The organism is Roseitalea porphyridii (genome assembly GCF_004331955.1).
Taxonomy (GTDB): domain Bacteria; phylum Pseudomonadota; class Alphaproteobacteria; order Rhizobiales; family Rhizobiaceae; genus Roseitalea; species Roseitalea porphyridii.
The window spans coordinates 587976-600657 of sequence record NZ_CP036532.1; the positions used below are offsets into that span (position 1 = coordinate 587976).

A 12682-nucleotide genomic window follows, 5' to 3' on the forward strand; every position below is an offset into this window, starting at 1 on the left:
TCAGCCTCCGCAGTTGGCAAAGAAGGGAAAGGCGACCGCATTGAGCACGATGGCGATCACCGCGATGACCGCCGCCAGCCGGATCGCGGTCGCCATGTCGTCGTTCTTGCGGCGCACGGGCACGCGCACGATCGGCAGGCCCGCGCCGATCAGCGCGATGATCGTGGCGATGAAGCTGAGCGTCTGCATCGTCGCTATCGACATCAGCGCGCGCGGCGAGCAGGCCGCCGAGACCAGCGCGTAGAGGATGGTGAAATGGATCGCCCACAGCGTGATCGGCGCTGCGAGCGCCAGAACCTGGTTGCGACGTATCGTCATGGGATCACTCCATGGGCGGCCAGCAGCAGCCCGCCGGTGATGACGGCGAACAGCGCGACGCCCTTCGCATAGGGTGAGAGGTTGAAGTCGGCGACGTGCTGGCCGGGCCGGGTCTGCCCGGTCAGCTTGCGCAGCGCGTTGAACAGCGCCCACCAGACCAGCACGAACACGAGCACGCCGACATAGGCGACGATCGCCCAGGCGGTCGCGCCGAGCGCGGTCGCCTCGCGGTCGATGTGCGCGATGGCGAGATAGAGAAGCCCGCCCATTGCGCCGCCGAGCGCGGCCGTGACGAGGCCGGACAGCGCGGCCGGGATGAGGCTGTCGCGCAGCGTCAGGGCCCGGGTCAGCGTGGCAAAGCCGACCATGAAGATCGCCGCGACGATCGCGCCTGCGGCCATCAGCGGGTCGGGCCGCGCCACTTGGTCGGCGAAGGCCGGGAACGTCAGCCACAGATAAAGAAGGCCAAACACCAGCGAGAAGTAGAGCGCGCCCAGGATCAAGAGCGTGCCGATCACGGCGATATAGGTGTGGCTGCGCCGGTCCGCCTTGTCGACCGGAAGCCGGTAGCCGAGCCCGGCGTCACGCGTCACGCCGCTGTCGGACGGCTCCCACGCCCAGGCGGTGAAGCCGGCCATCATGGCGACGAAGCCGGCCGCCGTGACCCAGTAGGCGCTGGCGAGCGTCGCGCCGAACATCACAGCGACCGCAAAGGCGGTGAAGAGCGGCACCCATGTCGGGTGTGGCAGGCGGGCGATGTGCAGCGGTTCGCCGGTCAGCGGATCGCAGCCGAGCGTCTCGCGGCGATGGTCCGGATAGGCGCGCAGGACACCGTTCACGCGGGCCGGATCGGTGCCGGTCAGCTCGGGCTGGTCCCACAGCGGCTCGCGGCTGGTCACCGGCGGGATCGCGCGGAAATTGTAGCCCGGCGCGACGGTCGGATAGAGCCATTCCATCGTGCCGGCACCCCACGGGTTGCGGCCGGCCGGCGCGCCACGCGACAGGTGGCGGAAGAAGTCGAAGATGAACAGCGCCACGCCGGCGGCGAGAATGTACGAGCCGATCGAGGACAGCATGTTCAGCCGGTCCCAGCCGATGTCCTCGGGATAGGTGGCGATGCGGCGTGGCATGCCGCGCAGGCCTGTGACGTGCATCAGGAAGAAGGTGGCGTTGAAGCCGATGAACATCAGCCAGAACACCCATTTGCCGAGCGCCTCCGACATCATCCGCCCGGTGAAGTGCGGCACCCAGTAGTAGAACGCGCCGAACAGTGGGAACACCATGCCGCCGATCAGCACATAGTGCAGGTGCGCGACGACGAAATAGCTGTCATGGGCCTGGAAATTGAACGGCACCGAGGCGAGCATGACCCCGGTCAGCCCGCCCAGCACGAAGATGAACAGGAAGCCGAAGATGAACAGCATCGGCGTGGTGATACGCGGGCGCGCCTGGGCCAGCGTCGCGATGAAACAGAAGATCTGTATCCCGGTCGGGATCGCCACCATGGTCGATGCGGCCGAAAACAGCGACAGCGATATCGCCGGAATGCCGGTCGTGAACATGTGGTGGGCCCAAAGGCCGAAGCTGATGAAGCCCATGGTGACGACGGCCGCGACCGTGAAGCCGTAGCCGAACAGCGGCCGGCCGACGAAGGTCGGCAGCATGGTCGCGACCATGCCGGCGGCGGGCAGGAAGATGATGTAGACTTCCGGGTGTCCGAAGATCCAGAACAGGTGCTGCCACAGGAGCGGATCGCCGCCGGCGGCCGGATCGAAGAAGGGCAGGCCGAGCAGGCGCTGGCTTTCGAGCAGGATCGAACCGATGATCAGCGGCGGAAAGCCGATCGCGATCATGAAGGCGGTGATCAGCAGATACCAGGCGAAGATCGGCATCCTCGTCAGGCTCATGCCCGGCGCGCGGGCGCACAGGATCGCCGCGATCAGCTCGACCGCCGCGGTCACCGAGGCGATCTCGGCGAACGTGATGCCGATCAGCCAGAAGTCGGCCGAAAGGCCGGGCGTGTATTCCTTGGTCGAAAGCGGGGTGTACATGAACCAGCCGCCGGCCGGCGCCGCATCGAACAGGAACGACGACAGCACGATGATGCCGCCGAACAGGTAGCAGAAATAGCCGAATGCCCCCAGACGCGGGAAGATCAGGTCGCGTGCGCCCAGCATCAGCGGCAGGAAGTAGACGCCGAACCCCTCAAGAATCGGAATCGCGAACAGGAACATCATCAGTGTTCCGTGCATCGTGAAGAACTGGTTGTAGGTCTCGCTGTCCAGGAACGTGTTGCCCGGCACGATGAGCTGGGTGCGCACGCCGAGCGCCAGAAGCCCGGCGATCAGGAAGAAGATGAAGCCGGTGACGATGAACCGCTTGCCGACGACGCGGTGCGAGACCGAGGTCAGCGCGCGGATGCCGGAGGGCTGCGCCCAGATCTCCTCGAAGTTCTTGTCCGGCTCGCCCTTGCGCGCGCCGGTATAGTCCTGGCGTTCGGCGCTGGCGCTCATTTCAGGCTCTCCAGCCAGGCGGCCAGCGCGCGCAGATCGGGCCCGCTCAGATGGTTGTAGTCGGGCATCTGTGCGCCGGGCTTCATGTCGGAGACATCGGCGATCCAGCCGGCGAGATTGCCCTTGTTCATGCGCCACATGCCGGCCCCGAGCGCGGCCCGTCCGCCGACGCGGGTCAGGTCCGGACCGATCCTGGCGCCCTCGGCGACGCCCCTGATCTGGTGGCAGGCCGCGCAGCCGGCATCGAGGAAGACCTGCTTGCCGTCGAGCAGTTCCGGCCTTGCCGCGTCACGCGCCTCGCCTTCGAGGCGATCGAGGAAGGCGGCAAAGTCCTCCGGCGGCACGGCGACCACCTCGAACGCCATCTTGGGGTGCGACAGGCCGCAGAACTCGGCGCACTGGCCACGGAACCGGCCGGCCTCGGACGCGGTCAGCGTGAAGCTGTTCGTGCGGCCGGGGATCATGTCGAGCTTGCCGCCGAGCGAGGGCACCCAGAACGAGTGGATGACGTCGGCGGTCTTCAGGCGGAAGGTGACGGGCTCGCCGACCGGAACGACGATCTCGTTGGCGTCGCGGATCGCCCGACCGTCCGGATCGTAGATCACGTCCCACCAATATTGATGGCCGGTCACCTCGATCACCGTGGCGTCTGGATCGGTGCGTGCGATCGCGCGCAGCGTGATCGACGAGAACACGAACAGGGCCAGGATCGTCACCAGCGGAAAGACGAGCCCGCCGCCCCAGATCCACCAGGTGCGCGGCTGGCCGCCGCGCCGCGCCGCCAGCCAGACGAACGCCATGACCAGCGCGAAGATGGCAAGCCCGACCGCCGTCATGATGACGGTCAGCAGCAGCGCCGCCTCGGCGTTGGGACCGAAGACACGCAGTGCCGACTGCGCGCCGAATTCGCCCAGTTCGGAGGTCATCGGGCGTCACCGAGCGTATAGAGATAGGCCGCCATGTCGCGCGCCTCGTCCTCGGTCAGGCCCAGATCGGGCATCGCGGTATCGGGCGCGTGGACGGTCGGCTGCACCAGCCAGCTCGTCAGGTCGCCGGGGCGGTTCGGCAGGATGCCGGCGACATAGGCGCGCTCGGCGAAATCGGTCAGGTTGGGTCCGACGCTGCCTCGGGCGTTGGCCACACCCGGTATGGTGTGGCAGGACCCGCACCCGTTCTCGGCGATCAGTTGCCGGCCGCGCGCGGGGTCTGCGCCGGGGATGTCGAGGCTCTGCGCCTCCCAGTTCAGCGGCTGTCTGGGCGCGACCGGCCAGTATCGCGCGATGAGCGGAACGATATCGTCGCGCCATGCGGCGTAGACCGGCGCCAGCGGACCGTCGTCGGGATCGGCGAGCGCCCAGATGCCCACGAGCACGGCCACGGCGATGCCGGCCAGCGCCGTCAACGCCGTGATCGCTGTCGCCCGCCGGCTGCGGTGCGGCCTGTCCTCCACCGCCACGGCCAAGACCTACTCCGCGATCACGATGTCGGGGCGATCGTCCTGGACGCGCTCGGCGCGCACGCGGGCGTAATACTCGCTGACCGCGCGCATGTCCTCGCGGGTCATCTTCTGGGCGATGGCCGACATCACGTTGAGCGGATCGTTGTCGCGGATGCCCTCTTTCCAGAGCTGGAGCTGATACTCCATGTAGCGGGCGTACTGGCCGGCCAGATACGGAACCGACGGCGCAAGGCCGGTGCCGTTCGGCCCGTGGCAGTTGACGCAGGCCGGAATGCCGGCCTCGGCCGAACCGGCCGCGCCCAGTTGCGCGCCCCATTGCAGCAGTTCGCCGTCGATCTGGCCAAGCACCGGCGCGTGCGGCGCTTCGAGCACGGAATAATAGGCGCTGACCGCCTCCATCTCGTATTCGGTCAGGCGCTGGGCGATGCCGGTCATGACGCGGTTCGGGCGGTCGCCGGATGCGTAGTCGACAAGCTGCTTGTACATGTACCAGGCCGGTTGGCCCGTCAGGCGCGGAAAGGCGCCGGAGCCGTCGCCTTCCCCTTGCGCCCCGTGGCAGGTGATGCAGGCCATCCCCGAGCCGCCGTTCTCGGCGCCGCCCATGGCGACCAGCTGCCCTGCCTCCAGAAGATCATCGTCGACGGGCTGGTTGACGCGGGCGTTGAACATCGTTTCGTCCGATTGAAGGCTCGCCTCCAGCGTCGCCGCACCGGGCGCTTCCTCGAAGTTCTGCGCGCTGGCGACCATGGTCAGCCCGATGGCGGCGGCGGCCGTGGTTGCGATCAGTGTCTGGACAAGCGTCCTCATGGCGAACTCCTTACGCGTCCATCAGCGGGCGCGGGTTTTCGAGATAGTCGGTCTTCATGTAATGCAGCGTCCAGTAGGCCAGCCCCATCAGCGGGCCGGTCGGGTTGTAGCCGAGGTTCTGCGGGAACAGGCAGGCGCCGAAGACGAAGACGTTGTGGTGGTCCCACATCTGGCCGTAGCGGTTGACGACGCTGGTCGCCGGATCGGTGCCGATCACCGCCCCGCCCGTGTTGTGCGTGGTCTGGTAGGGCACGATCGAATAGGACTGGCCGGGCGCGGCGCGGTTCCAGTCCGCGATGGTTTCGACATGCCCCATCGCTTCGGCGATCTCGCGCGCTCTGGCCTGACCCCACTGGGCCATCCGCCGGTCGTTCTCGGGGAAGTCGAAGGTCATCCGCAACAGCGGCCGGCCGAACGCGTCGACATAGGTCGGATCGAGGTCGAGATAGTTGTTGGGCGAGGCGACGGACGAGCCGTGCAGCAGCACCCCGCCGCTGCGGGAATAGTATTCGCGCACCGCCCGTTTCCACTCGGCGCCGTAGGCGGGCGTGTCCGGCGGTGTCGGCTGGTGGCCGATCGGCCGGCCGTTGGTCTGCGTCGAACCGATATAGCCGCCGCCCACGAAGCCCAGTTCGGCCGCGTCGTAATTGCCGGTGTTGAACTCGTCGATCGCCATGCCGAGCGCGCCGGCGCCCATGAACGGGTTGGTGATGATCTCCTCGTCGAACAGCACGTTCGCACCGGCCAGCGTCTGGTAGGCGTAGTTGCGGCCGACCGTTCCGGTGCGGCTTTGCGGGTCGTACGGCGTGCCAAGGCCCGAAACGAGCATCAGGTGCACGTTCCACAGCCCGTAGGCGTTCATGCAGACGATGTCGGCGGGCTGGAAGACCTCGCGGCCGTCCTCGTCCAGATAGGTCACGCCGGTCGCCGTCTTGCCGTCGGACGATTTATCGACCCGCATGACCCAGGAATTGAACCGGATCTCGAAGTTCTCGTGATCCCTGATGCGGTCGTAGATGCAGATGATCGGGTCGGCCTTGGCATAGTAGCCGCAGCCGAAGCGCTCGCAGAACCCGCAATAGGTGCACGGGTGAAGCTGCGCGCCATAGGGGTTCTCGTAGGCGCGGGTCATGTTGGCCGACGGGATCGGGAACGGCTTGTAGCCCAGTTCGGCCGCGCCTTCCGCAAAGAGGGTGGTTGCGACCGGCTGCTTCATCGCCGGGTTCGGATAGTCCTCCGAGCGCGGCCCCTCGAACGGGTTGCCGCCGTCGCGGATCTCGCCGTTCAGATTGCCGGCATTGCCGCCGATGCCAGCGACCTTCTCGTAGAAGTCGAGGAACGGTTCGAGTTCGTCATAGCTGACGCCCCAGTCCTGCACGGTCATGTCGTCATCGTCGAGAAACTGCTCGCCGTAGCGCTCGACATAGTGGCTGCGCATTTCGAGGTCGGCCGGCAGCGGCCGCCAGCTTTGCCCGTTCCAGTGGATGCCGGCACCGCCAAGTCCCTGGCCGGGCAGGAACGAGCCGAGCCGCCGCATCGGCAGCGCGGTCTGGTCGGAATTGTTGCGGAAGGTGAGCGTCTGTTCCCTGACGTCCATCATGTGCCCGTACTGGTGGGCGTATTTGAGGTCGTCATGCTCTTCGGGACCGGCGAAGCTGGTTGCGTCATGGCGCGGCTTGCCGCGTTCGAGGACCACACAGCGCTGGCCGGCCTGGGCCAGTTCGTAGGCGGCGGCAAGGCCGGTCCAGCCGCTGCCGATGATCACCACGTCGGTCTTTGGCAGTGTGCGCGCGGCCATTCAGCCCTCCCTTCCGTTCGTGCGCAGGAATTGCGCCGGCCCCTGGCCGGGAACGTGCGCGATGCCCTTGGGCGGCATGTCGAAGGGCCGGTTGTGGTCGTCGACGAAGCTCGTGTAGTAGGCGTGCGCCCCCGGGAACCCGACCATTTCCCAGCCGGCATAGTCCTTGTTGCCGCCATAGATCGGGTCGGCGAAATAGCCCCAGTTCGCCAGCTTCAGCAGTTCCTCGTAGAACGCGGACTGGAACACGTCCTCGGACTGCGACAGCGAGCCGACGAAGGCGCGCCGCCCTTCCGCGTCGCGATCGACCAGCTTGAGCCCGCCGTCGGCCTGATCGGTCTCGGCGATGCCCCGGCGGATCAGCGCGGCCGGCACATGTTCGGCCTGATAGCCCTGGGTCGGTTCGCCCTCGCGGAACGGGCCTTCCATGTAGAGCCCAGCGCCCCGGCCGTAGGGGCCGGCCAGTTGCAGGTCGATGAAGTCGACGACGCCGGCCTGGCTGGCCGACGGAAATTCGTCCTCGGGAATGAAGATGTCGGTGACGGCGGCGAGATAGCGCGCCTCGTCGTCGGTCAGGAAGAACCAGGGCCGGCCTTCCAGTTCGGCATAGGCGTTCTGGGCGATGGCGCGGACCGGAAGTGCGGCGCTGACGCCGGCCGCGCCGATATGGGCGAGGATTGCCCGGCGTGAAAACTGCGTGACCATGGATCCCCCGCGACGGTTCGTAGGTAAGTGTGCGACCAACGCGCGTTCGCCGGCCCGGTTCCATGCAAGGGGCTATTCGTCCGTGTCCGGCGCGAGCGCCTTTTCGAGCGCGTCGACCGCCTCGGTCGCCACCGCGACGATCAGATGGTCGCCCTCCGCGAGCCGGGTCTCGTCGTCGACCAGGCTCTCCTCCTCGCCGTGCGCGCGGGCGATCACGCGGCTCGCCGCGGGCAGGTCCAGTTCGCCGACGGTCTGGCCGTCATGGGCGGCGGTGATCGCGTAGCCGACCACGCGTATGCCCTTGTGAAGACGAAGGTCCACCGAGGTGTCGGACTTGTCCTTGAGCGCCTGCACGATCGAGCGGGCCACCGTCGAATGCGGGGTGATGACGTCGTTCAGTTCCAGCTCGTCGCACACCGAAAGGAGTTCGGCCCTGACGATCTGCGGTATCACCCGTTCGAAGCCGATCGACCGGCCGACCAGCGCTGCGAGGATGTTGACGTCGTCCTCGTTGGTCAGCAGCACGAGCGAGTCGGCGTGATCGCCGAACGCGTCGCGCAGCACCGACGGCAGCGTGCCGTCGCCATGGATGAAGCCGCAGTCGAGCTGGTCGGCGAGCTGTTCGAGCTTGGCCTCGTCGGTGTCGACGATGACGACCTCGTGGCCGTCATCGGTCAGTTCCCGCGCCGTCGCGATGCCGAACCGCGAGGCGCCCACGATTACCGTGCGCATGGTCTATGCCCTCCTTTTCCAGGTGGCGGGGAGAATGACGGCGAGCAGGGCGAGAAATTCGAGACGGCCCGCCAGCATCGCCACGATCAGATAGGCCTTCAGGTGGGCCGGCAGGTCCGGCCCGACGACGCCGGTGCTGAGCCCGACGGTCGACAGCGCCGAGACGATGTCGAACACCGACGCAAGCGGGGCCAGCCCCGCGGTCAGGAACAGCAGCCAGCCGATCAGGCCGGTCAGCGTGTAGAGCGCAAGGATCGCCGCGATGGAGATGACCCGGTCGGCGGCGACCGTCTTGCCGTTCGACTCGAGCCGCGTCACCGAGCGGCGCGGCGAACGCAGCCGCAACAGGCTCAGTCCGACCATGCCGCCCAGCGTCATCACGCGGTCGAGCTTGATGCCGCCGGCGGTCGAGCCGATGCCGCCGCCGACGACCATCGCAAACAGGATCAGCGCGACGAGCGCGTCGGCCTGGGCGATCGGGGCGACGGCGAAGCCGGCGGTGGTGAAGCCGCTGAGGAAGTTGAGTGCCGTGTCGAGCACGCCCTCGGTTTCCCAGCCGTTCAGCGCCGCCGCCGCAAGCGCGACAAGGGCCGTGCCGGTGCCGAGCGCGACAAGGACCGCGCCTGCATTGCTGCTTGAGAGCGCGCGCCGCACGCCGGACTGGCGGGCGACGACATAGGCGTAGAGCGAGACCGTCGTGGCGACGCACACGGCCATGACCGCCGACTGCGCCAGCGGCGAATAGCTCGCAAGGCTGTCGGCGCGCGGCGTGAAGCCGCCCGTCGATGCGGCGCTCAGCGCGACGACGACGCCCTCCCACCAGCTTGGCAGCAGCGCGGCGAGAATGGCGATGGCGATCAGCGTGATCACGCAATAGGCCGCCAGCAACTGGCGCGCCTGGGCGCGGGTCGAGGCGACGAGGTCGCGACCGTTGATGCCCACTTCGCCCATTTCGTGCGAGGCGGCGCCGGGACCGAGGATCAGCGCGACGCCGGCGACCGCGATCGCGAAACCGCCGGTCCATTGCAGCCAGGCCCTCAGGAAATGGCCGGCGATCGGCCAGTCCATGGTCGCTTCGGCCACCGTCAGACCCGTGGAGGTGACGCCCGACACGCTCTCGAACAGCGCATCGAGCGGCGTCATGCCGAGGGCGAGAAAACCGGGCGCGGCGAACACGCTGACGATGAGGAAAAGCGCGACGAAGGCGGCGACCGCCTCGATCTGGCGGACATTGTCCAAGCGCGGGCGATAGTGCGCCACGAGCGCACCGGCCAGACACAGGACGACGGCCGGCACGAGCGCCAGCGCGAGGTCGGTCGCGCCCTCGAGGGCTGCGACCAGAAGCGGCGGGCCGACGGCGGCGAGCATGATCAGCGAATGGGCCGCCACCGTGCGCGCGACCACGCCCGGCCGCGCCGTCCAGGCGACACTGGCCTGTCCCCGTGCCGTCACGATGCCTGCCGAACCAATCTCTCGCCCCTGATGCGGTTGAAACCCCCTCGATAACGAACGGCGCGGCGCCCGGTTCCGTGCCGGGGCGCCATGCAACTTCGGTCGGTCTTGTCCGTTCTGGCTGCAGCGACATCCGAATTGGACACCGAGAAGGAGGACCCACACATGAAACGTCTGCTTGCCACAACCGCACTTTGTTTCGCCATGGCCGTGCCGGCGATGGCCGACAGCCACACCGGCGGCGCGATGGCGACGCCCGAACAGGTCAATGCGGCCGAATACGGCGCCGGCGACATGACCGTCGGCGTGCCCGACCTGATGGGGCGCACGCTCTACATGTCCGAGCAGGGTGCCGACGAAGGCCCCTACGAAGAAGCGTCCGACCAGTGGCGCACGATCGGCGAGATCGGCGACGTGCTGATCACGTCCGAAGGCCAGATCAGCGCCGTCGTGGTCGACGCGGGCGCGGTGATCGGCTCCAACGATGCCCGCAAGCGCATCGCCATCGAAGACCTGAACCTGGTTCCGGACGCCGACGATGAGGGCGAATTCTTCGCCGTGTTCACCGGCGACCGCAGCCTGCTCGAGGAGGCGCGCACCTTCCTCGACGGCCGGGATGTCTCGGACATCGACCCCGAGGAGACGGGCTACGCCGAGCTTTCGACGCGCGACACCTATGCCCGCACCGAGGGCGACACGCTCGGCGAGGGCGAGATGACCGGCGACGGTGTCGCCGCCCCGACCGCCGACGAAAACACGATGACGGCCGAGAGTGACAACTCCGATGCCGGCAGCAATCCGGACGGCGAGCGTCTCAACGCCGACCAGCAGGTGGCCGAAGGCGAACGTGGCCGCGAGCCGCAGATGCTCGAGCCGGTCGATATCGCCGACCTGACGGCCGAGGACCTCGAAGGCGTGCGCGTCTTCGGCGCCAACAATGACTGGATCGGCGATGTCGGTGAACTGGTGATCTCCGAGGACGGTCGCATCAGCCACGCCATCGTCGATGTCGGCGGCTTTCTCGGCATCGGCGAGAAGCCCGTCGCGGTCTCGTTCGACGAGGTCGACATCCGCAGCAACGGACGTGCCGGCGGCGTCAGCGTCTATCTCGACGCCACCGAGCAGGAACTCGATGCCATGGAACGCTGGGACGGCTGACCGCCAACTGGCGTCCGCAACGGAGGGGCTTCGGCTCCTCCGTTTTTTTTGGCCTCGGGCGGATCGGGGGCGGGAACGGTCCGCAGGGGGTCGCGTTGAGGGCACACTCTGAAAAGGCGGGAGATGATCGATGGAAGAAGCCAGATTTGACCTTCACTGGATCGACTACGCCATTGTCGTCATCTACTTCCTCGGCATCGTTGCCCACGGCGTCTATGTCTCGCGCAAGAATTCGGGCGGCGGGTCGGATGGCTATTTCCTGGCTGGCCGCACCATCCCCTGGTACCTGATCGGCTTCTCGCTGTTTGCGTCCAACATGTCCGGCTCCAGTTTTGTCGGTCTGATGGGCGGCGCCTATGACAACGGCGTCGTCATCTTCAACTATGAGTGGACGGCAGCCTTCGTCCTGATCATCTTCGCGGTTTTTGTTCTGCCTTCCTATCTGCGGGCGAAGGTCTCGACGGTTCCCGAGTTCCTCGAAGAACGCTACGACGTGCGCTCGCGTCGCGCCTTCTCGGTCTTCACGATCCTCGCCATCATGTTCATCGACACCGCTGGCGCGCTCTATGCGGGCGGGCTGGTGATTGCCAACGTCACGGGCTTCCTCAACCTCTGGACGGCGGTGGCGGTGCTGGCGCTGGTCGCCGGGCTCTATACGATCCTGGGCGGACTATCGGCGGTCGTCGTCACCGACACGGTGCAGGCGATCCTCCTGATCGCCGGCGCGGCGGCGCTGTTCTGGCTCGGGCTCGATGCGGTCGGCGGCTGGGAGGAACTGTTTGTCGATCTCGACGACAGCAAGACCCATCTGATCCTGCCCGCCAGCAATGATTTTCTTCCCTGGACCGGTCTTTGGGGTGTCGTGCTGCTCGGCTTTTACTACTGGACGATCAACCAGTTCGTCGTGCAGCGCACGCTGGGCGCAAAGAACCTCAAGGAAGGCCAGATCGGCGCGATCTTTGCCGGTTTCCTGAAGCTGCCCAACCTGTTCCTGATGATTCTGCCCGGCCTGATCGCCCTGAAACTCTATCCCGATCTGGAGACACCCGATCTGGCCTTTCCGACGCTGGCTTTCGAACTGATGCCGATCGGCTTGCGCGGCCTGATCATGGCGGCGCTGATTGCCGCGATCATGTCCTCGCTCGACTCCGCGCTCAACTCGGCGGGCACGCTGGTCGTCAAGGATTTCATCGAGCCGCTCAAGCCCGATCTGAGCGAGGACACGCTGGTCAAGATCGGACGGATCGTCACGGGCATCGCCATGGTGATCGGCGCCGTCTATGCGCCGATGATCGCCGGCTTCGAGAGCCTGTTCAGCTACTTCCAGTCGTCGCTGTCCTACATCATTCCGACGATCGTCGTGGTTTATATGGCGGGGCTGTTCGTGCCCTGGCTGAACGGCAACGGCGCATTCTACACGATCCTTCTGGGCCTGGTTGTCGGCATCCCGCTGTTCATCCTCAAGGAAGTCACGGGGATCTGGGAGAGCTGGGGCCTGCCGGCGATCCACTACACGATCATGTCGACGATCATGATGTTCATCGGCATTGCCACCCATTTCGGCATCAGCGCGGCGACGCGTCGCAAGGACAAGGAAGGCATCGACAAGCTGGTCTGGTCGGGCGCCGAGGCCAAGCAGGTCTTCACGCAATGGGAAGAACCTATCTGGCTCGACCGGACGCTTCTGTCGGGTCTGCTGATCGTCTCGATGGTCGGCTTCATCATCTGGTTCTGGTAGGC

The 12682-nt window shown here is 66.7% G+C and carries 11 protein-coding genes; 2 read left to right on the top strand and 9 right to left on the bottom strand.

Annotated elements, in window-relative coordinates:
* The 9 genes from E0E05_RS02740 to E0E05_RS02780 all read right to left on the bottom strand — a co-directional run bounded on the left by E0E05_RS02740 (window position 1) and on the right by E0E05_RS02780 (window position 9784).
* A complete protein-coding gene (locus E0E05_RS02740; protein WP_131615323.1) occupies window positions 1-318 on the bottom strand; it encodes a hypothetical protein in 318 nt (105 codons plus the stop codon).
* Window positions 315-2831, bottom strand: a complete 2517-nt coding sequence (gene ctaD, locus E0E05_RS02745; protein ID WP_131615324.1) for a cytochrome c oxidase subunit I — start codon at window positions 2829-2831, stop codon at window positions 315-317. The genes E0E05_RS02740 and ctaD overlap by 4 nt, the downstream gene beginning before the upstream one ends.
* Complete coding sequence (gene coxB, locus E0E05_RS02750) at window positions 2828-3757, bottom strand: cytochrome c oxidase subunit II (protein ID WP_131615325.1); 930 nt, start codon at window positions 3755-3757, stop codon at window positions 2828-2830. The genes ctaD and coxB overlap by 4 nt, the downstream gene beginning before the upstream one ends.
* Entirely contained in the window at window positions 3754-4287 is a 534-nt protein-coding gene (locus E0E05_RS17525; protein ID WP_244598031.1) for a c-type cytochrome, read from the bottom strand. The genes coxB and E0E05_RS17525 overlap by 4 nt, the downstream gene beginning before the upstream one ends.
* Before the next feature lie 9 nt (window positions 4288-4296).
* Entirely contained in the window at window positions 4297-5097 is an 801-nt protein-coding gene (locus tag E0E05_RS02760; RefSeq protein ID WP_131615326.1) for a c-type cytochrome, read from the bottom strand.
* A gap of 10 nt (window positions 5098-5107) precedes the next feature.
* Complete coding sequence (locus E0E05_RS02765) at window positions 5108-6895, bottom strand: GMC family oxidoreductase (protein WP_131615327.1); 1788 nt, start codon at window positions 6893-6895, stop codon at window positions 5108-5110.
* Window positions 6896-7600, bottom strand: coding sequence for a gluconate 2-dehydrogenase subunit 3 family protein (locus tag E0E05_RS02770; RefSeq protein WP_131615328.1), 705 nt, complete (start codon window positions 7598-7600; stop codon window positions 6896-6898). It abuts the gene before it with no gap.
* 72 nt (window positions 7601-7672) lie between these two features.
* Window positions 7673-8332: a potassium channel family protein gene (locus E0E05_RS02775; RefSeq protein ID WP_131615329.1), complete on the bottom strand. Its 660-nt coding sequence runs from the start codon at window positions 8330-8332 to the stop codon at window positions 7673-7675.
* A 3-nt stretch (window positions 8333-8335) separates the two neighbouring features.
* A complete protein-coding gene (locus tag E0E05_RS02780; RefSeq protein ID WP_131615330.1) occupies window positions 8336-9784 on the bottom strand; it encodes a TrkH family potassium uptake protein in 1449 nt (482 codons plus the stop codon).
* A 165-nt stretch (window positions 9785-9949) separates the two neighbouring features.
* Between E0E05_RS02780 and E0E05_RS02785 the strand changes: the two genes are divergently transcribed.
* A complete protein-coding gene (locus E0E05_RS02785; protein ID WP_158629257.1) occupies window positions 9950-10942 on the top strand; it encodes a PRC-barrel domain-containing protein in 993 nt (330 codons plus the stop codon).
* A gap of 130 nt (window positions 10943-11072) precedes the next feature.
* Window positions 11073-12680: a sodium:solute symporter gene (locus tag E0E05_RS02790; RefSeq protein ID WP_131615332.1), complete on the top strand. Its 1608-nt coding sequence runs from the start codon at window positions 11073-11075 to the stop codon at window positions 12678-12680.
* Window positions 12681-12682 lie beyond the last annotated feature (2 nt).

What these genes read in the sequence shown, in the direction of transcription:
- E0E05_RS02790 (WP_131615332.1), top strand. Translation starts at nt 11,073, where the DNA reads ATGGAAGAAGCCAGATTTGACCTTCACTGGATCGACTACGCCATTGTC.
- E0E05_RS02770 (WP_131615328.1), bottom strand. Translation starts at nt 7,600, where the DNA reads ATGGTCACGCAGTTTTCACGCCGGGCAATCCTCGCCCATATCGGCGCG.
- coxB (WP_131615325.1), bottom strand. Translation starts at nt 3,757, where the DNA reads ATGACCTCCGAACTGGGCGAATTCGGCGCGCAGTCGGCACTGCGTGTC.
- E0E05_RS02740 (WP_131615323.1), bottom strand. Translation starts at nt 318, where the DNA reads ATGACGATACGTCGCAACCAGGTTCTGGCGCTCGCAGCGCCGATCACG.
- E0E05_RS02775 (WP_131615329.1), bottom strand. Translation starts at nt 8,332, where the DNA reads ATGCGCACGGTAATCGTGGGCGCCTCGCGGTTCGGCATCGCGACGGCG.
- E0E05_RS02765 (WP_131615327.1), bottom strand. Translation starts at nt 6,895, where the DNA reads ATGGCCGCGCGCACACTGCCAAAGACCGACGTGGTGATCATCGGCAGC.
- E0E05_RS02785 (WP_158629257.1), top strand. Translation starts at nt 9,950, where the DNA reads ATGAAACGTCTGCTTGCCACAACCGCACTTTGTTTCGCCATGGCCGTG.
- E0E05_RS02760 (WP_131615326.1), bottom strand. Translation starts at nt 5,097, where the DNA reads ATGAGGACGCTTGTCCAGACACTGATCGCAACCACGGCCGCCGCCGCC.
- ctaD (WP_131615324.1), bottom strand. Translation starts at nt 2,831, where the DNA reads ATGAGCGCCAGCGCCGAACGCCAGGACTATACCGGCGCGCGCAAGGGC.